The 22,359-nt window shown below is 63.4% G+C and carries 15 protein-coding genes and 1 pseudogene; 13 read left to right on the plus strand and 3 right to left on the minus strand.

Annotated features, from left to right (window positions below; all coding sequences use genetic code 11):
- Positions 1-79 precede the first annotated feature (79 nt).
- The 6 genes from BJY16_RS48935 to BJY16_RS09140 all read left to right on the plus strand — a co-directional run bounded on the left by BJY16_RS48935 (position 80) and on the right by BJY16_RS09140 (position 13,025).
- Entirely contained in the window at positions 80-622 is a 543-nt protein-coding gene (locus BJY16_RS48935) for an anthrone oxygenase family protein (protein WP_185038640.1), read from the plus strand.
- Between the two features lie 1,027 nt (positions 623-1,649).
- On the plus strand, positions 1,650-4,235 hold the full coding sequence (locus BJY16_RS48330; protein WP_185038641.1) for a LamG-like jellyroll fold domain-containing protein: 2,586 nt from the start codon (positions 1,650-1,652) through the stop codon (positions 4,233-4,235).
- A gap of 161 nt (positions 4,236-4,396) precedes the next feature.
- Entirely contained in the window at positions 4,397-10,729 is a 6,333-nt protein-coding gene (locus BJY16_RS09125) for an RHS repeat domain-containing protein (RefSeq protein WP_239177107.1), read from the plus strand.
- A gap of 31 nt (positions 10,730-10,760) precedes the next feature.
- Entirely contained in the window at positions 10,761-11,210 is a 450-nt protein-coding gene (locus BJY16_RS09130; protein WP_185038645.1) for a DUF4265 domain-containing protein, read from the plus strand.
- Between the two features lie 20 nt (positions 11,211-11,230).
- Positions 11,231-11,833, plus strand: coding sequence for a YwqG family protein (locus BJY16_RS09135; RefSeq protein WP_203758962.1), 603 nt, complete (start codon positions 11,231-11,233; stop codon positions 11,831-11,833).
- A 673-nt stretch (positions 11,834-12,506) separates the two neighbouring features.
- Complete coding sequence (locus tag BJY16_RS09140) at positions 12,507-13,025, plus strand: hypothetical protein (RefSeq protein ID WP_185038647.1); 519 nt, start codon at positions 12,507-12,509, stop codon at positions 13,023-13,025.
- Between the two features lie 170 nt (positions 13,026-13,195).
- Here BJY16_RS09140 and BJY16_RS09145 read toward each other — a convergent pair whose 3' ends face one another.
- Positions 13,196-13,855: a hypothetical protein gene (locus tag BJY16_RS09145; protein WP_185038649.1), complete on the minus strand. Its 660-nt coding sequence runs from the start codon at positions 13,853-13,855 to the stop codon at positions 13,196-13,198.
- A gap of 163 nt (positions 13,856-14,018) precedes the next feature.
- On the opposite strand from BJY16_RS09145, the gene BJY16_RS09150 reads away from it, so the two are divergent.
- The 4 genes and pseudogenes from BJY16_RS09150 to BJY16_RS09160 all read left to right on the plus strand — a co-directional run bounded on the left by BJY16_RS09150 (position 14,019) and on the right by BJY16_RS09160 (position 16,846).
- Complete coding sequence (locus BJY16_RS09150; RefSeq protein ID WP_185038651.1) at positions 14,019-15,602, plus strand: tyrosine-type recombinase/integrase; 1,584 nt, start codon at positions 14,019-14,021, stop codon at positions 15,600-15,602.
- Positions 15,603-15,753: 151 nt separating this feature from the next.
- A pseudogene (locus BJY16_RS49105) lies at positions 15,754-15,909 on the plus strand (DUF7662 domain-containing protein); the annotation flags it as partial.
- 376 nt (positions 15,910-16,285) lie between these two features.
- Complete coding sequence (locus tag BJY16_RS09155) at positions 16,286-16,429, plus strand: hypothetical protein (protein ID WP_185038653.1); 144 nt, start codon at positions 16,286-16,288, stop codon at positions 16,427-16,429.
- A 261-nt stretch (positions 16,430-16,690) separates the two neighbouring features.
- A complete protein-coding gene (locus tag BJY16_RS09160; RefSeq protein ID WP_185038655.1) occupies positions 16,691-16,846 on the plus strand; it encodes a hypothetical protein in 156 nt (51 codons plus the stop codon).
- Between the two features lie 197 nt (positions 16,847-17,043).
- Here BJY16_RS09160 and BJY16_RS09165 read toward each other — a convergent pair whose 3' ends face one another.
- Complete coding sequence (locus tag BJY16_RS09165) at positions 17,044-17,340, minus strand: hypothetical protein (protein WP_185038657.1); 297 nt, start codon at positions 17,338-17,340, stop codon at positions 17,044-17,046.
- Positions 17,341-17,923: 583 nt separating this feature from the next.
- Here BJY16_RS09165 and BJY16_RS09170 point away from each other — a divergent pair.
- From BJY16_RS09170 to BJY16_RS09180, 3 genes are read left to right on the plus strand one after another with little or no spacing between them, the layout of a single operon-like run.
- Complete coding sequence (locus tag BJY16_RS09170) at positions 17,924-19,078, plus strand: DNA cytosine methyltransferase (protein WP_185038659.1); 1,155 nt, start codon at positions 17,924-17,926, stop codon at positions 19,076-19,078.
- 38 nt (positions 19,079-19,116) lie between these two features.
- Positions 19,117-19,845 carry a GIY-YIG nuclease family protein gene (locus BJY16_RS09175; protein WP_185038660.1) on the plus strand — a complete coding sequence of 243 codons (729 nt, stop codon included), beginning with the start codon at positions 19,117-19,119 and terminating at the stop codon, positions 19,843-19,845.
- A gap of 16 nt (positions 19,846-19,861) precedes the next feature.
- A complete protein-coding gene (locus tag BJY16_RS09180; RefSeq protein WP_185038662.1) occupies positions 19,862-20,290 on the plus strand; it encodes a very short patch repair endonuclease in 429 nt (142 codons plus the stop codon).
- Between the two features lie 298 nt (positions 20,291-20,588).
- Here BJY16_RS09180 and BJY16_RS09185 read toward each other — a convergent pair whose 3' ends face one another.
- Positions 20,589-22,358, minus strand: a complete 1,770-nt coding sequence (locus BJY16_RS09185) for an AIPR family protein (protein WP_185038664.1) — start codon at positions 22,356-22,358, stop codon at positions 20,589-20,591.
- Position 22,359 lies beyond the last annotated feature (1 nt).

The raw sequence follows: 22,359 nt of genomic DNA on the forward strand, positions 1-22,359 counted from the left end.
AACGCTGCGGTCATCCCAACCCGCAACTGGTCCGGCCCATTACGAGGAAGACGGCTAGCTCGGATCTGCAAGGAAGACGATGCCTGTCAGCTTTCTGCGTGATGACCGACCAGCCCGCCAGCCGTTGATCCGACTGGCCCACCACGGTAGCCGGGTAGCGCCACTGTTCGTCGCCGGCGCATTGACCTGTTGGAGCACTGCCGCATGGGCATCCGCGACAGCGAGTGCCCTGCGCGCTACCGCGGCCGCCGTCGGCATCGCCGGGATCCTGGCGTACACAGGACACCTACTCGTGCACCGGCGACGACTCTGCCTGGCTTGCCACCACGACGCGCCGCTCAGCGATCCGCAAGCAGCCGTGCACAGATATCGCCGACGACTCCGATGGCACCACCGGTCGCTAGTGCGCGCAGTGACCGGTCTCGTGGCCCCTGTCATCGTCGCCATGGACCTCCAGCAGCCCGACGCCCCGAGGTGGATCCGGATCGCGACGACGCTTCCCGCGCTCGCCGCAGGCGCGACCTACGCCTACCTTCTGCGCGCCGCCGACACGCACCGACAGCTCGAGCACTGGTGTCCTGGATGTAATCTGCGCCGTCCAAGCGGGTCAGATCCCACATGAAGCCCGACGTGATCTGCATTAATGTCCTCCCACCTCCGTGGCGATCGGGTCGGATCGCGGTCCAGCGGCGACAACTCGTGCAGACGCCTTCTCATGTGTGCCGTATCGATCTGATACCGGGAAGTCCGTATGCGGCTGGCCGTACTGGATGCCGGAAGCCAGCGACTGGCCGTGTGCTCGATCGCGAGACAGGGGCCGTGCCTGATCACACGGATCCATGCGGCTTGAACTCCGGCGAGCCCGTCCACAGGCTTGCCGTCCGGCTCGTGCGTCAAATTTGCTGCGCGCCTTGTTCTGGTTCCGGGTGAGAAGCTTGCGCATTGTGAGGACCTGACGGCACTGCGATTCGCCGATGCCGCTGCGTGATGACCATCGCAGTCCGACGATGGCTGGCACGCTGGCGAACAGAGTCTTTATTTAATGTCAAGAATGCAACTTAGTGTTACAGATCGTCTCTATTTCCAGGCGTGCCGCGCGTGCGGTGGAAGAAGAGACGGAGCCTCCTGTCACTCAAAGTAACGCCAAGAAGTTACTCACCGTGTCTAGCGCGGACTAAGGTATCGATGAACGGTTAGCCTGTGAGGGCTGACAGGTCTCATCGAGACTGTTTACAGGACAATCACAGGAACCTATGGTTTCGCTCCATGATCAAAATTTCATGGGGGGAACTGTGCTGCTAGCGGCATCGCGACGCCCAAGTGCCGCTCGCGTCGGAGCAGCTGGTGCTCTCGTATGCGAACCACTCCTCCCGAAGGCCTCCTCGGCAGGCAAGCTGCATGCCGGAGTCGCCTTTTCGATCCTGTTGACGACTACACTCAGTGCATCACTGCTCGGGTATTCGACTCCTGCCCATGCCCAGACGCCGGCGGCATGTACCTCGGAGGCGAACACAGCCGCCGAGGCTTCGACGATGGCGTTCCGGTGCGGCGCGCCTGTCGAGGTCCTCTCCGAGCGCACGGAACTGAGCCAGTCCTTCGCGGACCCGTCCGGAACTCGGACTCTTGTCGCTGCGGCAGCCCCTCAGCGCGTGCATCGCAAGGACGGCTCATGGGCAGCGATCTCCACAACGCTCAAGCGCACCGCAGACGGGGGACTCGCACCCGCCGCGGCCCTGTCTGACGTCGTCATCTCCAATGGAGGTGATGGACCTTTCGTCACGTGGCGCTCCGGCGGCTCGGTGTTCACTCTCGCCTGGCCCGCCAAATTGCCCGTCCCGCGGGTCGACGGCTCGACGGCGGTCTACGACAATGTGCTTCCAGACGTCAACCTGCACGTCACTGCACTCCCCGACGGCTTCCAGCACACCCTCGAGGTGAAGAATGCCGCGGCTGCTGCGAATCCGCAGCTGCGGCAGATTTCCTACGCTATGGGCGGCACCGCAACACGTACTGTTTCGGCGACGGGTGCGCTGACGCTGACCGACGCCGGAGGAGCTCCCTTCGCGACGACCGCAGGCGCCTCGATGTGGGACTCCACCCGCACTGCACCTGTCGCAGCTGCGCCGGCGGCGATGGCACGCTCGCTGACCGCCACCGTGAGCACGATCAGCGACGCTTCTGACGCCACCGCGGCTGGGCCCGCCGCGCAAGCGAGCCCACTCACTGTCAATACATCCGGGTCTACCCTCAAGGTGACGCCAGACCTGAATCTTCTTAACGGCTCAAGCACCGTCTATCCGGTCTACATCGACCCTGTCTTCAATGGCCAGAGCACCAAGTGGGCTTATGCCAACTCCGCGAACAAGGACTGGGATGTCGGCAACCGCGCCCTAGTCGGCCGTAACCCCTACGATGGGGTGCTCTACAGGTCATTCTTCCAGTTCGACATCTCCGCGTTACACGCTGTAGCAGGTACCAAGGTCCTGAGCGCAGAGGTCGACATGGTGCTCGATCACTCCTGGTCCTGTGACGCCACGTGGGTTCACCTGTACAGGACGGGTACCGTGACCGTCGCCAGCGGCAACCGGATGTCATGGTCGACGCGCCCTCTGCCATCCGGCGTCAAGATTGACGCGTGGGCTGGGCATGCCAACGAGGCAAGTGGTTGCAACGGGAAGATCGAAGCCGACATGCCGGCCATCTTCGACGGTGCCGGCGTTGCCAGCGACGTCCAAACCGTAGCCGCCAGCTCCACCGCCTACACCGTAGGCATCTGCGCATGCAACGAGAGCGGTGACTACGAGAGCGCCGAGGACCGTTGGAAAAAGTTCTTCACCGGCAAGACGTACCTCAAGGTGACCTACGACAAGCAGCCGAATGTTCCGGCTCCGCAGGCCTTCTCGGCCACCACGGATTGCTACAAAGCGTGCTCGTCTCCGGCAGTCATCCGCAACTCGCAGCCGACGCTGCGGGCTGCGGTCAGCGACCCTTTCGGCGGCAACCTCAAGGTGACCTACGAGGTGCGTACGGCTGCGACCGAGACGGCAACGATCGTGGCGACGAACGCCTCGGCTCCGCAGGTCAAAGCATCAGGAGATACCGCTGCATGGCCGGTATCCGCCGCGCTGGCGGACGGGTCCACCTACTATTGGCGTGTCAAGGCAATGGACGAGGCCAAACTCAGCAGCTCGTGGAGCAGTTGGCAGACCCTCAAGATCGACAAAACGGCGCCAGCTCTGCCCTCTGTCAGCTCGACCGAATACCCGTTCAAAGCCTGGGGTGCGCTCGTCGGAACCCCGGGCCAGTTCAACTTCACCGACACGAGCACTGACACCACCGAGTTCACCTGGTCTATCGACGGCGGCACTGCAGCCAAGTCCACCACAACCGGGACTCCGCCAACGGGCAGCGCTACATACACTCCGACCACGGACCTGGTACATGTCCTCCAAGTGAAGGCGACCGACGTCGCCGGGAACATAAGCGCCAACGTCGACCACCAATTTTGGGTCGACTCGCCGGCCAGCCGCTGTTCGTACTGGAAGCTCGACCAGACCAGCGGAACCAGTGTCCTGGACTCCGGGCCGCCGGAGTGCTCCCCGGACGACTCGACGGTAACCGGCGTTACGGGAACGGTCAGCGGCACCGCGACATTCGGTGCTGGCTACAGCGACAACGGGCTCTTCTTCGCCGCACCCGGCGGAGCATTGACGATGCCCGGCCCAGTTGTGGACACCAACGGCAGTTTCACCGTTACTGCATGGGTCGAGCCGACTGATCTCAGCCAGGGAAACCAGACCGTGATCAGCCAGGATGGAACGACTGCCAGCCGATTCCAGGTGCGCTACGACGCCGCTGCCAACGCTGGTAAAGGCGGTTGGTGCTTCCTCATGCGTGCAACCGATTCCGCGGATCCGGCGACGCAGGTCTGCGCCACGGGGACCATTCCAGACGACACTGGCGTCACGCACGAGCCGCGCGGGGGAGCGTGGGTGCATCTAGCCGCCGTTTACAACGCGCCAGCTAACACCATGCAGCTGCACGTCATGGGCAACCCGACGAGCTGTTCCGGCGAGATGGTGCAAACCTCCTTCACCGGCTCCTGGTCCACCACCGGCGCCCTGACGATCGGACGTGCCAAGAGCGGCGAAGCCTGGATCGGCGGCGTTGACGAGGTACGCGCATACCCGATCGCGCTCTCAACTACCAAGATCTGCCAGCTGGCGACCTCATGACCCGCCCATCGGCAGGTTATGGACACCGTCACTCACGTTTCCGGCATTGGCCTTCAGGAGGCAAAGCAGTGCGTGCGCGCACAGCACCACCACTCCACCTCTCGATGGAGAGAATCACTCGCCGGCTCGCCATGCCCCTCGCGATCACACTCGCTGTGACCATGCTTGGGCAACAACCTGCCATCGCCGCCGATCCGCCTCGATCCGATATTCCCAAGCCAGTCGAGGTTGCTGGACTCCGCGTTGAACCGGTGCACGCAGCGGCGGCCGCTCAAGCCGCCAGCACACAGCCGGCCACTGCCCGGCGAAGCTCCTGGCCCACCGCAGGCACCACCACGGTCGACCTTGCTGCTGGCTCTGCGGCGGGACCGGTGAAGCTTCGACGGCCGACAAACGCCGCAGTGGCGCGGAACCGATCGGTGACGCCGGATAAGGCCAGCCTCACGGTTCACGACCGCAAGGTCACCGAACGCGCTGGCGTAGACGGCGTTCTCCTGAGCGTGAAGCAGCAGACCCGGGCCGATTCAACTGCACCGATGTCTATCGAGGTCGACTACTCGTCGTTCGCCGACGCGGTCGGCGGTGACTGGGCCTCTCGCCTGCGGCTCGTCCGCCTGCCCGCCTGCGTCTTGACGACCCCAGAGAAGCCGGCGTGCCAGACGGTTACGGAGGTGCCCACCACCAACAATGCGCAGGCCCGCGTGCTGTCCGCCGCTTCCGTGGCCAGTGACAACAGCGGCACCACGGTGCTCGCGGCGGAGAGTGGCTCCTCCGGAGACAACGGCGACTACAAGGCCACCGATCTGACATCGGCCAGCACATGGCAGGTCACGGACCAGACGGGTGGGTTCAACTGGAGTTACCCACTGCGCGTACCGGACGGCCCGGGTGGCATGAAGCCGTCGCTCAGCCTCAGCTACTCATCGCAAAGTGTGGACGGGCTGACCGCAGCGACGAACAACCAGGGTGGTTGGGTCGGTGATGGCTGGAGCATGTGGCCCGGCTTCATCGAGCGCAAGTACGCGTCGTGCGCCGACGACGACTCCGACCACAAGACCAACGACCAATGTTGGTTCAACAGCAACGCCACGTTGTCGATGAACGGACACGCTGGCGAACTGGTTCGAGACACCTCTGCGCCGGAAAGCGGTGAGGTGTGGCGCCTTAAGAACGACGACGGCACCGTGGTACGGCGGCGGACGGACCGCACGACCGGCAACGGCGACGACAATGACGAGTTCTGGCAGGTCACGACCACCGACGGTACCCAGTACTACTTCGGCTACCACCGGTTGCCGAACTGGTCCGCGGGCAAAACCGCGACAAACTCAACCTGGACAGTTCCGGTCTACGGCAACGACGACGGGGAGCCGTGTCACAAGACCTCGGGTTTCTCCGACTCGTACTGTGATCAGGCCTGGCGCTGGAATCTCGACTACGTCGTCGAGCCGCACGGCAACACGATGGCGTACTTCTACCAGAGCGAGAAGGGCGCCTACGGACGTGAGAAGCCCGACAAGCGCGCCAGCTACGACCGTGGCGGCTACCTCGACCGCATCGAGTACGGCATGCGGCAGAACGCCGAGTACAGCGAAGCGGCACCACTGCGCGTGGTGTTCGGCACCAAGGAGCGTTGCGACAGCGACTGCTGGAAGGGCGAGGCCTGGACCTCAGACCCAGTCAAGTCGAACTGGCCGGACACCCCGTGGGACCAGTACTGCAAGGAAAGCCCGTGCAATGACCAACCCGCAGCGACCTTCTGGTCGGCACGCCGGCTGACTTCGATCACCACTCAGATCCGAAACGGCACCAGTTCGTACGCTGACGTCGAGACTGTGAAGTTGCGCCAGCGATTCCTCAGCGCAGGCACCGGTGAAGGAATCCCACTCTGGCTCGACGGGATCACCCGAACCGGCCAGGTAATCCGTGCCGGCGGGACAATTGAATCCGACCCGGAGATCGTCTTCGACCCGGGATCGCTGCCACTGGACAACCGGGTCGACGCGGTTAACGACCAGCGCTCCGCCCTGGCTCGGTGGCGTATCAAGTCGGTCCTCAACGAATCCGGCGGCAAAACGCTCATCACGTATTCAGAGCACGACTGCACGCGGGCGAATCTCCCGGACCCCAAAAGCAACACGACGCGGTGTATGCCAGCGTTCTACACCTTCGCAGGTGAGACAAAGCTCGACTGGTTCCACAAATACGTCGTTACGCGTATCGACCTCGACGACGTGGTCACTGACCAACCGGACCAGACGTACTTCTATGACTATCTCGACAAGCCGGCTTGGCACTACATCGATGACGAGATCATCAAGAAAAAGTACCGGACATGGGGTGAATGGCGAGGTTACAGCCACGTCAGGGTCCGCACCGGCAGCCCGACCGGCCGTCAAACCGCTGTAGAGCGCTACTACATGCGCGGCATGGACGGCGACTACCTGACCAAGGACAGCAGCCGCGACATCTCCATCGAAGGAAGATGGGGCGGCCCCATCAAGGACCAGGAAGCACTCCAGGGATTCGTCCGGGAGGTCACCACCTTCGACGGCCCCGGCGGCAAGGAGATCTCCACCACCGTTAACGACCCCTGGATGCGCGGGCCGACCGCCACCCGGGTTGGTGGAGACCACCCAACTAAAGCCTGGATGACGCTGGTCGGCACCACCCGGAGCCGTACTGCTCTGGCGGCCGGCGGATACCGGACGACTAAGACCGTCAAGAAATACAACAACAACGGACTTACCATCTCGGCGGATGACTCCGGCGACGACGCGGTGTCCGGCGACGAGATCTGCACTCGGACTACGTATACGCCGAACGCCGCAATCGGGATGGTCGATCGCGTCAGCCAGGTGGAGAGGCTCTCTCTGGCGTGCACAGCGGCGCCCGCCACGGCCGCACCGGCGACCGTGCTGTCTAGGACCCGGACCTTCTACGACACCTACAGTGGTGAAGCGTCCTTCGGGCGTGCACCGACCAAGGGTGATCCGGTCCGCGAGGAACGACTCGAGAAATTCGTCGACAACGTTCCGTCCTACATCGCCACCTCCAAGACGTACGACCCCGTCGGGCGAGTGCTGAGCGAGACAAACGGCCGAAATTTCACGACTCGCACGCAGTACAACACCGCCAACGGCGGCCTACTGATGGGCACCACGGTGACCAACCCTCTGGGGCATCAGGTCATCAGTACCCGCGAGCCGGCCTGGGACGTCGCAACCAAGCTGACAGACGCAAACGGGCTAGTCACCGAGATGGCCTACGACGGTCTAGGTCGCATGATCAACGTCTGGCTTCCCGGCCGCAGCCGCATCACCGACAAATCGAGCCTGCAATTCGGCTACGACCTGCGCAACTCGGGAAACCCCACGGCGGTCACCACCCGTACCCTGCTGCCGACCGGTACCGGCTACAGAACATCGGTGGTGCTCTACGACGGGTTCCTGCGGCAGCGCCAATCCCAAGCGCAGACAACTGGCGGCGGCCGACTGCTGACCGACACCCTGTACAACGAGACCGGCGACATCGACTGGACCTCGGAGGGCTACTACGACACGACTAACGCCGCGCCCGACACGACGCTCGGCCGTCCAGAGGGCCAGATCCCCTCGATCACACAGCACGTGTACGACGGCGCCGGTCGCGAAGTAGCCTCCATCTTCAAGGCCTTGGGCGCTGAGAAGTGGCGTACCACCACCTCCTACGGCGGCGACCGCACCACGATCGTCCCACCATCAGGCGGCACCGCCACCACCGAGATCACCGACGTCCGCGGCAACATGACCGCACTGCGTCAATACCGTGACCGGGCTTGGGCCGGTAGCACCGACACCACCAAATACGATGAAACCCTCTACACCTACACCCTCACCGGGCAGCGCAAGACCGTCGTCGACACCAAGAAGAACACCTGGACCAACACCTACGACCTCCTCGACCGTGAGGTCAAAACCGTCGACCCGGACACCGGTACCAACAACACCAGTTACGACGCTGACGGCAACGTCGCGACCACGACCACACCGCTGGGCACGCTCGCGTTCACCTATGACGAGCTGGACCGCAAAACGTCCATGCGAGACAACTCGATCAGCGGCACAGTGCGTGCGGACTGGGTCTACGACAAGACGCCGCTCGGCGACAGCGGAACAGCATTCGCCAAGGGCAAACTCACCTCGTCGACGCGCTATGTGAAGTCACCGACCGACGCAACCCAAACCCTTGCGTACACCGCCCGTACCGACAAGTACGACGTGTACACCCGGCCGGTGTCGAACTCGGTGGTCGTACCGTCCGCGGACACTACGCTCTGCGCCGCGGCGAGCACGAACGCCTGCACCTACACCACCCAGCTCACCTACAAGGTCAACGGCCAAGTTGCCACAATGACCCTGCCGCAAGCGGGCGATCTTGCCCAAGAAAAGCTGACGTACGGGTACAACGATATTGGCGAGGCCGGCACGCTGTACTCCGCCGGGCAGGTCTACGTCGACTCGGTCACCTACAACAAACTGGGCCAGCTGACCCAGCGCGTCCTGGGTGACAGCAGCCTCAACAAACACGTCGCGATCACCTCCACCTTCGACGAGCCAACCAGGCGCTTGACCAGCACCAACGTGGTGCCGTTCAGCAAGCAGGAGGCAGTCGACTACACCTATCGCTACGACGACGCAGGCAACGTCGTTGAAGTCTCGGACACGCCGGAGAACCAGCAGTCTGACATTCAGTGCTACCAGTACGACTATTTGCGCCGGATGACATCAGCGTGGACCCCGGCCGCCGACGACTGTGCCGCCGCGCCCAGTTACACCAGCCTCGGTGGGTCAGCTGCGTACTGGCGTCAGTGGACCTACGACGAGATGGGAAACCGGACCACCGAGGTCCTCAAAGCCGCGAGCGGGGACACGACCTACAAGTACACGACGCCAACGCCCGGCCCGGGCTCCGTGCGCCCTCACGCCGTCACCAGCGTCACGGCCACCGGCGCTAAGTCCTTCACCAAGACCTACGGGTACGACGGTGCAGGCAACACCAATAGCCGGCCGGCGCCCACCACAGGCAACCAGACACTCGACTGGAACATCGAGGGCAGCCTGGAGAAGGTAACCGAAGGCACTGCCACGACGAGCTACGTCTACGATGCCGACGGCGAACGGCTCCTTCGTTCCGACCCCAACGGCAGCAAGACGCTGTACCTGGACAACGGCACCGAACTCCGGTTCGACAAGCCCACCAACACGAAGAAGGCCACCCGGTTCTACACGCACGCGGATCGCGTCATCGCGGTGCGCAGCGGTGGAGTTCTGTCCTGGATCGCCGGTGACCATCACGGCACCGCCGAAGTAACAATCAATGCCTCGACGCTGACCGTCTCGAAGCGTCGAACAACCCCCTTCGGCGAGTTCCGCGGCGCGTCCATCGGCATCTGGCCTACAGGCATGGACAAGGGCATGGTCGGCGGAACGGTCGACCCCATCGGGCTCACGCATCTCGACGCCCGTGAGTACGACCCATTTCTGGGCCGATTCATCAGCGTCGACCCGGAGATCGATGTATCCGATCCCCAGACGATGCACGGCTACCTCTACAGCAACAACAACCCCGCGACCTATAGCGACCCGACCGGACGGTCCTGGGGAACCTTCTTCAAAGTCGTCGCCGTGGTCGCGGTCGTCGTCGCCGTGGTCGCGGTCGCGGTCGTCGCCGGTCCCGCCCTGATCGCAGCTGCCCCAGCAATCGCCAGCGTAGTCGAGGTCGGTGCGACGACCGCGATGATGACCGGCTCTGCTAGCGCCGCAGCGACAGCGGCAGGCACCGCTGTCGTAGGCGAAGCCGCCATCGCCGGCGGCTCGGCAATGGCCTGGGGCTCCGGCGCAGCAGCGCTAACGACCCTAGGCGTCGCTGGCCGCATCATGTCGGGAAGCTCCCGCACCAGCACGCCCGCCCCGCGTACTGCGAACCAACTGCCCAAGGGTGGCAACGGGGTGGTGCTCAGCGATGGACACGGTGCGACCGCCGCAGAAATCAAGCTCAGTGTCGGCCCGAAGGGTGAGTCGGTCAGCACAGCAATCCGCAACAGGATGCTCAGCAAGGACGTAAACGCTGATGGAGTGAGTTACGACTGCTGGCGTTGTGGATGGCGCTTCTGGGACAAGAGCCTAGTCCAAGGTGGTCACCGCAACGCCGCCGAGAAGAACGGTGGCCTCGCCAACGACTACAACATTTGCGCCGAAGGGTGGGCCTGTAACTCCAGTGCTCAGAACAGGGGACGCCCATCGCCCGGAATGTCCTGCTGGGAGCGTTACACGGCCTGCAACAATGGCACCGCCACCAAGAGACAGCAAATTCCCGCGGACAAAGATAGGCCAGCCGGTGCTCAAGGCAACCCAAACCAACCCCGGCCCAGCGGCGGCGGTGGCAGTGGTGGCGGCGGCGCCGGTTCCGGATCCAACATCCCTACGTCTGTGCTCATCGCAAGGGGAACGTAAGATCTAGTACTAACAGTTAGGAGAGGGCGGTATGAACCAGACTCTGGTAGAAGTCTTCATCGGCAATAGGGACGACGGCTCGCCAGTTTTTGAGAAACTGTGGGTCGATGGGCTAGACGATGGTTCATACCGCCTTGTCCGCACACCGAAGCTCGCGCTCGGCCTCGCGCGGGAGGACACGTTCAGAGTCGACGAGCTCGGGAATATTCACGACGTAAGGTCGGGTGGGTACTTCGCCTTCCAAGTTGTCCTGGAGGGCGTTTTCACCAAGCAGAGCCTCGACGAGCTGGTTCGCCTGCCGGAGTCGTACGGTGGATCCTTCGACGTTCACGACGACCAGGTTGCCGGGCTGGCGGTCCCAGCAACCGCGAACGTCGATGGATTCCTCGAGGAACTCGTGCGGTATCTGCAGCGCTACCCAGGCGTCTACTGGAATTCCGGTGACGCCACCCCGGACGTGCGAACTGCCCAGGATCGTTAATCACCGAATCGGAGTTCTACGTGTCGGATCGACTGTATTTCGCGGTGGAGCCCGCCTCGGCGCCGATCACCGAGCCCGTCACCAAGATGGGAGGGCAACCGGTGTGGGTCGAGGAACCACAGTGGCCGCTTTCATCGAGCGAAAAAACGCCGATGACGTTCATCGGGCAGATTAAATTCCCCTACGGAATGGTTTATCTTTTTATAACGAACGCCACGGAATATGTCGATAACGCATGGGAGGCGGAATTTGGAGAGAATGCCGTAATTGTGCAGCCCGGGGGTCGACTGCCAATTTTCGAGATCATTCGAGATCGCTTTTCTGAGAACCCCCGGCCGAGCCTAATTGAACCTCTCGCTGTGACCGCGCAGCCGACCGGGCCCACCATATCCGCCGATCACCAGGTATGGGGAACCCCGGAAGATACCGATAGTCGCCAATTCATTGGAGGCGACCCCGAGTGGATGCAGGCCCCCCAGGTGCCCATCGCGGGGTACCGTTTCCTAGCGCAACTCGACTCACACCGGCTTCCGTTCCCGATCAACTTCGGTGACGGTGGCATCGGATACATTTTCCTCTCGCCGGATCTCAAGGAAGGGCGATTTCTGTTCCAGAACTCCTGACAGGAATCATCGCAAGCTGCTGATTGCAGCCAGCCGGCCAGCGGCGTGGGGTTCGCCCGCAATGGCACTTATGGTGTGCCCCGGGACCCCGGCGTGCCGCGGCTCCGCTTGAACGGCCGCGGATGACCTGTCAGGGCCGGGCGGGCCGCGGAGCCCATGCCCTCGGCCCGCCTGGTCACCCGTCGCCCGAACCCGGGGCCCAGGTCGGTCCGTGGCGCGAGGCGCCGGGACGCCCTCGGCGCTGATAGCAGGAGCGGACCTTTGAAAATACCGGCCAACAGCTGGAACCCCCCGCGTCGCCAACCTCCGACATGCCGGAGACGCTGCGCGGCGAAGAAGCGAAGATCAGCGGCGCCCGAGGCAGGGCAGCAGCAGCCACACAGTGTTCCTGGGGTGTCGATGGACCGCATTGCCCCGGCTGAATATCTGGAGCACCAACACCCGGCCTACGCCCGCCCGGTCCGGCACATCGCCGCTCGCTACGTCGAGACCCGTAGGGACCACCGTTCGATCCCGTGCGGCTTTTGTCTGCGCGAGTGTGGGAGGCCCGTCACCTCTCTGCGGAGTCGCCTCACGCCTAATGGTGGACCTGTGTCCATAGTTTCGGCTAAGTTGGCCTTCGCCTTTTTCGGAAGACGCGAGCGAAGGCTGATCAGCCCTCAAGGAGATCCTGTTGACCCAATGGCACGTGGAACTTGAGTACTTGGCCATCATCCCGGAGTTCCTGACACTCCGTAACGATGCGCGAGACCTAGTGGACGAAAATGTCTATATCGACCACCTCGAGGACCGGACGCGGATTCGGGTGGAACTCGAAGCGAACCACGCTGTCGAAGCAATCACGACCGTGCTGCAGAAACTGGAAAGGCTCCAAGCCGAGTTCCTCAGGGGGACGGCACCCGTCTTCTGCGAGGCGACCACCGCCGCAGAGAAAGACATCCGAGTCGAGAAGATGGCCGATCGGATGCGGCCGAAGCTGGCAACTATCGGTGACTTCAAACGAATGACCGGCGTTGGCAACTCGCGAGCCGCCATCGTCGCGCAACGTCCCGACTTCCCCAGACCCCTCGGTACGACCGCTGCTGGCGCGGTGTACGCAGAAGAGGATCTGCTTCGCTTCATCAGTACCTGGGATCGCAGCCCAGGACGTCCTTCCGCTGCGCGGACGGGAAGCCCAGATCCGGAGATCTGACCCGGCAAGGCAATAGATCTTCGGGAGGAATCGGGCGGGGCGCCGAGGTCCGCGGCCCGCCCGGTGATCGTCTTGCTCCGTCCGGCCGGCGTTGCCGCACGTAAATCCCTGTCCTCACCGGCAGGTGCCGAGAACAGCCGGTAGACGGGGAACCTGCAACCTGCTGCCAACTACGGCGGGAACTCCGAGCGTGGTCGTCGGTTGGCCTCGGCAAGGTCCAGCAGTTGGCCAACGGCCCGCACCGCAGCGTTGTTCGCGGGTGGTACGCGGCCGGCAAGGACCTGCCGCAGGGCGTCGGTGTTCTCGTCTGCGGAGATCTTCAGTCTGCGGCACATGTCCGCGAAGCGGAGATGATCGGCGCGGGCGTGGTATTTCGCTGCGAGCTGGATCAGGTAGAGCTGGTTGGTCGGGTCGTCCGGGTCGGCGCCGGCCGGCTCGTTGGCGGGCTGCTGGGCGAGAGTCTCGATCAGGCCGACCGGCGAGCGAGGGGTCTCGCCGTGCTGGAAGAGCACGGTCGCACCCACTGGCAAGGTTGCGTTGGTCACGGGCCACACGTACAGGTCGACCAGCACGGGCAACCCGGCAAGCTCCAGGCACACGGCGAGATAGCCGCCGCCGGCCGGAGCGTTGCGCGGCTTGCGCCGCGTGTAGAGCACCGTGCCGGGCAACCGCAGCGCGGCGAACGGGTCCGTACGCAGGTCGGCTGGCACCGGCGCGTGCACGGTGACGATCAGGTCGACGTCGCTGAACGCGTCACCTCGGCCACATCCGAGCGAGCCGGCCAGCCACATCCCGTGCACTCGGTTGTCCGCCGACAGGGAGCGCTCCACGGCCGCAAGCCATACCCGCCGAGCCCGCACCACCGCGGCGAGAGCCACCGAGATCGGCGTACCGCCCGACGGTCCCTCCGCTGAACCCGCCGCCTCACCCACACCTGCTCCACTCGATCGAGTTATCTCGGTCGCCACTCAATCACCGGTCCGCCTCGCCAGCATGACAACCGCCTCCGGCGATCCGCTCGGCGCGAATCATTCGCCGCGACTTTCGATCTCCGTGGGCCGCCCTGCCGTACGAGTAGGCATTTCCGCCGCCGCACGATGGGGAGCTGCTGACGTGGCCGGTGCCATTCCCTTCAAGATCTGCCGCTGCAAGGACCCCGACACGGGCAAGGCCCTGTCGCGCCGGTGCCCGAAGCTGCGTCGACCGAACCGATCCTGGAACCCCGGCCACGGACAGTGGGCATACCAGCTCGAACTGCCGCCGACCAAGGACGGGAAGCGGCGCCAGCTGCGGCCCAGCACGGGCTTCGTCGACCGTGAGGACGCCCAGACCGAGATCGACCAGGCCCGGCTGCTGATCAGCCTCGCCGGCCGCAACAAGCAGTGGCTGACGCAGATCGGCGACCTTATCCAGACCGGTCGCCGGATCAATGGCGTCCTGCCCGACGTCGAGACCGTCCGGCAGCGGCTGCGATCGGGCAGCCCACTGACCGGCGCCCCGACCCTCACCGAGTACCTGACCGACTGGATCAAAGTCGTCGAGGTCGACGACAACACCCGCCGCACATACGCCAGCCACATCACCGTCCACCTGATCCCGGTCCTCGGCGACGTGCCGCTCGACCAGCTGCGACCGCACCACATCTACACCCTCATCCGGACCATCACCGATCGCAACGAAGAACTGCTCGCTAAGAGAAACAGCCCCGACCCCGCGGTACGCCGCAGCGTCGCCGGCCGCCGCCCCACCGGCGCCGCGACCCGGTCCCGGGTCCGCGCCACCCTGCGCAAGGCCTTCAACGACGCCCTCCTGCACGGCATCATCGCCGGGGTCCCGAACCCGGCAGCGCTCGTCAAGACGGCGAACCCCCGGTCCCGGCCGATCGTCTGGGAACCCGAACGCGTCGACCGGTGGCAGGCCACCGGCGACATCCCCGGCCCGGTCATGGTCTGGACCGACGACCTGCTCGCCGACTTCCTCGACTACACCGCCGCCGCAGCGCCGGACCTGCATCCGATGCTGCACCTGATGGCCTACCGCGGCACCCGCCGCGGCGAGGCCATCGGCCTACTCGACGCCGAGGTCCGCCTCCGTAAAGCAGAGGTCGGCATCGTCAACCAGATAGCCACCCACGGCGGCGGCCGCCTCCACCAGAAGAAACCCAAAAGTGAGGCCGGGAACCGCGACGTCGTCCTCGACCTCGACACCGTCGCCGTGCTCACCGCCTACCGGACCGAGCGAACCAGGTGGCAACTGGCCGCAGGCGCCGCCTGGCCGGACACCGGCCTGTTCTTCGTCCGTCCCGACGGCCAGGCCTGGCACCCCAACTCGGTGACCCAGCGCTTCCGCCGGCTCATCCGACGCGGCGGCTTCCCGCCCATCCGCCTACACGACCTACGCCACGGCGCCGCCACCATCGCCCTGGAAGCCGGCGTCGACATCAAGGTCGTCTCCGAACAACTCGGCCACTCCACCACCACCCTGACCCGCGACACCTACCAGAGCGTCACCAAGAACCTGCACCACGAAGCCGCCGACGCCGACCGCATCCGAGCCAAACGCCGACGCGCCGCCTGAGCCGGCGCCGGGCGCGGAGTCCGACCGTCCGGCGGTTCCCGACGTCGGCGTGATCTCGCAGACTGTCACCGGGGAGGCCACGCTTATGGCAGGCAAGTACCACCCGCTGACCGTCGCGCTGTGCATGGCCGCCGGTCGCGGCCAGCAGGAGATGGACCTCGGCTTCGACGAGATCGCCGCCCTGGTCGGAGGCTTGCCGCCCTCGGCCGGGCTGCGGCAGTGGTGGGCGAACGCCGATCACCCTCAGGCCCACGCCTGGCGCACCGCCGGGTACCGGGTGCAGCAGGTGTACCTGGACCGGCGCCGGGTCCGCTTCAGCCGCCTGCCGGCACCGATGGCCACCGACCGCCGCGACCCCCGCACCGTCCACGCCGGCACCGGCGCGGGCGCAGACGCTTCCGGCGGGGCCACCGGGTCCGGGTCCGCCTGCAGTGGGCCGACGCCGGTGCCGTGGTGCTCGACGGCGCCGGCAAGGCGACTTTTCCCCGCGTCGTCGCGTCGCGGCTTCTACCGCATCACTTTCACCGGCCCCGCCGCCCGGATCTACATCGGCGAGAGCGAGAACCTGCATCGCCGGCTGTCCGGCAACTACCCGCAACGCCGGCCCCAGCCAGCAGACGAGCACGCGGATCAACGCCCTGCTGGGCGACCATCTTGTCGGCGGCGGAACCGTCGCGTTGGCGGTGGCGACGTCCGCCACGGTCCTGATCGGCGATCACGAACGGCGCCTGGACCTGTCCACCAAGGCGGGCCGGCTGCTCGCCGGGAGCGCCGCCGTCGTGCACGCCCAGGCCACCGGTCACGCGCAGATCGTGAACCTCGGATGAACGCCCCTCACGATCCGCAGCGGCTGGCCGCCCTGATCGAGGCCCTCGACATCTAACGGGCCGCGCGCCGGGTCCTGCTGGACGCGATGGGCCTGGCGGTCTCGAACCGGGATCCGCTGGCCGAGTTCAGCGAGCACCTGGTCCAGGCGTTGCTCGGCGCGCAGCTCGCGGCCAGTCGAGTGCAGGCGCACTGGGACCTCGCGCTGCCCGACGGTGCCAAGGTGCAGGTGAAGTACCTCGCCAACCCCGCCGACGGCTGGGTTGCCCACCGCGCAGCTCGGCGCGATCCACGCGGCGCTGGGCAAGTGGAACCCGCGGGGCGAGGGTGAGCTGCAGCTGACCCGGCACAACTGGCAGACGATGGTCGACGATCCCGCGCGGTTTCGCGCGCTCGACGTGTGGATCTGGTCGCCGTAGGCGGCTGCCGGTGCCCGGAATGCCGCTTATTGTGCAATCAGTTGGAGGTGCAAGCAGGAGTCGATCGCATGAACTGATGGCATTAGCCAGTCCCCGAGCAATCCCGGCAATGATGGACCCCGGGGGTGCGAGGCTGGGAGTGTGTCGTGCAGTGAGACGTTGCCGTGTCCCGCGCAGACGTTCCAAGGTCCGTGGCGCTAGGAGAACAGCCGGCCGACCCCGTCACCCACGATTCGTGCTGCGTCGTCGGCCATGAAGGCAGATATTGGCCCGTCGGCTATCTCGACCAGCAGGTAGCGGATTGCGCGAACGTGGGTGGCCATCTCAAGAAGAGCGGCTGGTTTGGCCATGGCCGCTTGCTCGGCGAGAGCCACTTGTTCGAAGAGAGTGACCTCATCGGCGGAGCTCAGGCCGAGCAAGCCTGGCGCGTCGCGGAGCGCGCGGCAAAGGCTCAAGACGTCGTCAACGTTTCCAGCGATGGGCTTGTCAGTCACCAGATCAGTCAAGCCCACGAGGACGGCACGCGCAAACCGTTCACCGCGCGAAGGGAGGAGCGTTTGTGGGCGAGAGGTACTTGAACTTTTCGTCGACGTCCAAGCGCACACATGGACACTGCGTCTCAAACACGAAGAACCATCCGCGTTGAAGTTCATCGGCACCATATGGTCAAGATTTCCGACGAGATTGGGCACCTGGTAGGTGGCCGCTAAGTACAAATAATGCGCCACGGCAGTATGAGCGAAGGGCTTTGATTGGCGTTGCCGTCGCGCAGGGAACTAAATCCACCCGCAGCCGCCGTTGCAGGAGCGCAGCTCCCCGGGCGAAGTGCTGGCCGACCCAAGGCTGGCGAAAGACTCGGAGGGCACCTCAGCCGCGACCGGTTTCCGCCGATAGGTCTATCAACCTGAGCCAGGAGCCGGCTCGACGGGCTCGCTCCGTAACTCCAAAGTTGGATTTTCGTTACCTTGCGTAGTTGACGGGGTTGAGGGGTAGGCGTCGCATGCGGCGTATGATTGAATGTGTCACAAACTGGCGTCATTCCTCGTCAGTTCGCCAATGCCAATATAGGGTATAGCGATGATCGGCGATGGGGGACGCATGGAGACGGTGCCAGTCAAGGCTGCCGAATTTTTCGCCGGAATCGGCCTCGTGCGAACAGCGTTGGAGCCGCTCGGCGTGAAAATCGTCTGGGCCAACGACATCAAAAAGGAAAAGTACGCGGCTTACTCGGCCAACTATCCCGACGCCAAAGATCACTTCGAAGTCCGTGACGTCTGCCAAGTGGAAGGGAAAGACCTTCCCGCAGGAATTGAGTTAGCTACGAGCAGCTTCCCTTGTATCGACCTATCGCTGGCCGGCAATCGTAAAGGCCTGGTGGGCGTACAGTCGGGCATGTTCTGGGAGTTTGCCCGTGTGATTCGGCAACTGGAGAACAAGCCTCGCGTAGTGCTGCTCGAAAACGTCCACGGATTCGCAACAAGTCACGGCGGAAAAGATCTGGCGGACGCGCTTCAATGCCTGGCGGACCTCGGGTATTCTCTGGACGTCCTGGCAATCGACGGCAAGCACTTCGTCCCGCAATCGCGTCCGCGGATGTTTATTGTCGGAATCAAGAAAGATGAGCTTCCGAAGAACGCGCACTCCGGCGTTCCTGAAATCAGCGATGTTCGGCCGGCCTGGGTGACGAAGGTCCACGCGGCGCACCACCAGAAAATCCGTATGCACTACCTCGACCTGCCTCATCTGCCGGAGGGCCCAAAGGACCTCAGCAGCGTGGTCGACCACGACGTCCCATCCAGCGCATGGTGGGACCAGAGGCGCGTCAAGGCCTTCGTCGACTCGCTCAGCGACGTGCAGAAGGCCCGATTCGAGCTCCTGCGCACAGCAGAGACGCTGTCGCACCGGACTGCGTACCGGCGCACGCGAAACGGCATCTCGATGTGGGAACTCCGCCGTGATGCCATTGCGGGATGCCTACGTACGACGGGGGGCGGCTCGAGCAAACAAGCGCTGGTCGAGCTCGGCTATGGCCGAGAGCCGCGGATCCGCTGGATGACACCCCGCGAGTACGCCAACCTTATGGGTGCCACTAACTACAAGCTCGTCGCCGGCACACCCAACCAACAGCTGTTCGGTTTCGGCGACGCCGTAGTGGTCGATGTCGTCCGCTGGATCGGCGAGCACTACCTCATGCCCGTTCTGCGGCCAGACACCGAGCCAGACGACGAGTAATCTCCGGAGCAAGCCGCCCATCGCTCCGGAGGTCACCGTTGTCTACGCACCACATCGATCTCGCGACGACCCACCTTCCCCGCGAGGTCCAGGCCATCCGAGACGCGATCACGGCGGCCCTCAGGCGACCGGACCCGCAGCGGCCGAGCCAGACGATTGGGCAGGCGAAAGCGGGTATCTACGCGTTCTACGACTACGACGGCGAGCCCATCTATGTCGGGCAAACGGCTGAAGGCTTCGGAGTCAGGCTTGGCCGCCATCTGACCGGCCAGCGGTCTGACGCGGTGGCGAAGTACGTGCTGGACCCCTTCGAGGTTCACACAGTGTCTATGTGGTCCCTGCCTCACATCGGTGACCTTCCATCAAAAAGCCGGAAGGCAGCACTCGACCCGTACGAGTACACCGTCTACCAGAGCCTGCTCAAGGCAAGCGCCTTCAACGCAATCCTGAATGAGGGCGAGATTTTAGAGAGCGAACTGCAGGCCCTTCCAGAACCTCTGACCTGCGTCATCATCCCAGACAGCATCTTCCCTGACCGCAGCCACCCCGACGCTCGCATCGCCCGCCGGGCTCAGACTATCTCGCTGCTTGCCAAGAACATCAGCGAGCGCAAAGTCTCGCGAGGCCTACGGCGCACTCTTCTGACACAGACCGAACGTCTCAACGCTTTGGCTCGTGCCCGCTTCGAAGCGATGGGCGGTGCGGTGGAGGTCGAAGGCGCTGAAGGGGCGGTCGACGAGCCCGAGGGCCTTTTCCCGACAGCCTGACAAGGACGAAAGGCTGATGCCCGCAGGCAGGCTGCCTCCGCCTCCGCCTCCATCGAGCGCAACCCGATCGATGAAGGCTAATCGAAGCTCCAATACCAAGCCAGAACTAATGCTCAGGCGTGAGCTCTTCCGGATGGGGCTTCGATACCGTGTAGGATTTCAGATTGCGCTGAAGGACAGGAAGGTGCGTCCCGACGTCGTCTTTCCGCGCCGTAAAGTCGCAGTCTTCCTTGACGGGTGCTTCTGGCACGGCTGCCCGCAGCATGGTCGCATGCCGACAGACCCGACCGGCTACTGGCATGCCAAGCTCGAAAGGAACCAAAACCGGGACATCACGGTGAACCGCCAACTGCAGGAAGCCGGCTGGGTGGCTGTGCGGATATGGGAGCATGAGTTAGCTGTCGAGGCTGCGGCTCGCATCGAGGCGATCGTCCGGTCTCGTTAAAGCCTTGTCTGGGAGAGTTTGACGTGCTGAAGTCGAGCTGCTCGGGCGGTGGATTGGTCTCGGTGCTCTCGGCGTTCGCTGCGGACGCGGGCGTAGATCGCCGTGACCACAGTCGGCCTTGTTCCACGGTGCCCCACGCCCAGATCCGTATGCCCTTATGGACTAACGGACGCGATGCGGAGGTAGCGACGTATCTAGCGTCTCCTGGATATTGGACGCAAAGCGTGAAAGCGCCCTCGCGTCGTGCCAGCACGAGGGCGCTTTTAATTTCCCAAGTGGAACGCTGCGGTCGCGCCTTTCAGCGGTCGGAAGTAGCGTTCGCTGGATGGCCGGTGAGCGCGGAGAAGTATGCCTCCCGGAATTCGCCACTTTTGAAGATCGTGTCCCGAGACATTTCGGTATGTGACGTTTGGAAAGAAGCGGCAGTGGAGGCCAGGACGGTGAGCGCCTTGATTGCGGAGGGTCTCTTGAGGGCTCCCTTCAATCGGTGATGACTCGTGTCGAATCGAAGGTTAGTTGTGTCTTTGATGCGCAGCTGCAGAATTGTATAGCCTGCCAGGACATAGAACCTTGCATTAGTTGATTCGTCCAGTATAGCTTTTGCCTCGTCGGAGGAAAGAAACTCCTCAACCGCTTTAAGTAGTTCGATTGCTCTAAGATACGCTTCTCTATCCAGGCTTGTGGGAAAAATTTCGTCATAATTTTCTTTGCGCCCTAACAGCGTAGACGGCCGCGCCCTAGCCGCGTCTGGCAGTCCCAGTAGTAGCGTGATCATCGTCTGAGCAAGTAGGCCCATGGTGATGCGTCGTTTGGCGGGAACTCCGCGATTCTTATAGCGATTCTTGCGGCGTTCGTAATACCAATCATGAACTTTGAAGAAGCGCTCGATGTCTCGCTGCAACTCTTGTGTAGCGTATAGCGCAGGACCCGGAACTTGTGTCTGTCGGTTGGTTCCAGCGATTACTCTGTCGCGTATGTCCTCGTCAGTCGATACAATTACGCGAACCACCACGCCGTTATCTAGGCGCTCTTGAGCTAACTTGTTCTCGCGTTCTGCTCGGTCAAGAACATGAGATGTCTGGAGCCCATTGACAATTAATGGGCGCGAAATAGTCAAGGTCTGCTGAGGGCTGTCCACTTTGTCACCCAGAACGGTGACTCCGTTGTTCATCCACCAAAACTCGAGGCTATCTTGGGAAGCCAAGGTCTGCCCGATCGCCTCATTTACTACGTTGTCGCCCTCAAAGTCGCGTACATTCGAATCGAAGAGCTCTTCCCGCAAAGCCTTCGTGACCGGATCTCGGACGAAGGACAAGTAGTCTCTAATGGACGCTACGCCAATAAATGAATCGCGTTCGCGGATGAGTGTGCGGAAGTTGAGAACTGCCGGCGCGCTGTAGTCTCTTCCGGCCAGCGTGTAAAGACTTTCCACGCCGATGTGCTCAGCGGTCACCTCAGCGCCTGTGGTAAGTCGGTTTGCGACCAGCCGGCGCACTTGTTCGGCTCGAGCCGACACGGTCTCTGTTAGGTTGGCTTCTGGAGCTTTTGTGACATATTTGAGCTTAAAGCTGACTCGTGGGAACTTAGACCCGAGTGACCGGATGGCCTTCCTTAGAATGCCTGTTCGTTCGACGACCGCGGACCGAAACAATTTTTCAAGGTCCGTGTCAGTCATACTAAGGTCGAGAAGCTTATCGAGCGATGAAAGCAGATGTTCCCAAGTTGCTTCGGCCCAACCGTCGGTGTTTTTTGTCTGAATCAAAAAGACCGACAGTTCAGGCTTAGCCTGGACCTTATGGAGTGAAGGATCGCCTGGCGAAAGGACTGGATCGTCAGGGCTGATTAGGCCACCTTCCAGAAACACATAGAAGCTGTCGATCCCGCCGTCCATCTGCCCATCAACAATCCCAGCAAGAAGTTCTTCGGTCGACAACTCCTTGGGCTTGAGCACCTGCGTGACGGCGTATCGCTCGAAAACATCATCTTCGGTATCGCCGGGATATTCGGCGTCGAGGAACTCCTTGAAATGCGCATCCACAACAAGGCGATCAGGACTGATTGATGCCATA

Source organism: Actinoplanes octamycinicus, from assembly GCF_014205225.1.
GTDB lineage: Bacteria > Actinomycetota > Actinomycetes > Mycobacteriales > Micromonosporaceae > Actinoplanes > Actinoplanes octamycinicus.

What these genes read in the sequence shown, in the direction of transcription:
- BJY16_RS48935 (WP_185038640.1), top strand. Translation starts at nt 80, where the DNA reads ATGCCTGTCAGCTTTCTGCGTGATGACCGACCAGCCCGCCAGCCGTTG.
- BJY16_RS09125 (WP_239177107.1), top strand. Translation starts at nt 4,397, where the DNA reads ATGCTTGGGCAACAACCTGCCATCGCCGCCGATCCGCCTCGATCCGAT.
- BJY16_RS09130 (WP_185038645.1), top strand. Translation starts at nt 10,761, where the DNA reads ATGAACCAGACTCTGGTAGAAGTCTTCATCGGCAATAGGGACGACGGC.
- BJY16_RS09150 (WP_185038651.1), top strand. Translation starts at nt 14,019, where the DNA reads ATGACAACCGCCTCCGGCGATCCGCTCGGCGCGAATCATTCGCCGCGA.
- BJY16_RS09170 (WP_185038659.1), top strand. Translation starts at nt 17,924, where the DNA reads ATGATCGGCGATGGGGGACGCATGGAGACGGTGCCAGTCAAGGCTGCC.
- BJY16_RS09180 (WP_185038662.1), top strand. Translation starts at nt 19,862, where the DNA reads ATGCCCGCAGGCAGGCTGCCTCCGCCTCCGCCTCCATCGAGCGCAACC.
- BJY16_RS09185 (WP_185038664.1), bottom strand. Translation starts at nt 22,358, where the DNA reads ATGGCATCAATCAGTCCTGATCGCCTTGTTGTGGATGCGCATTTCAAG.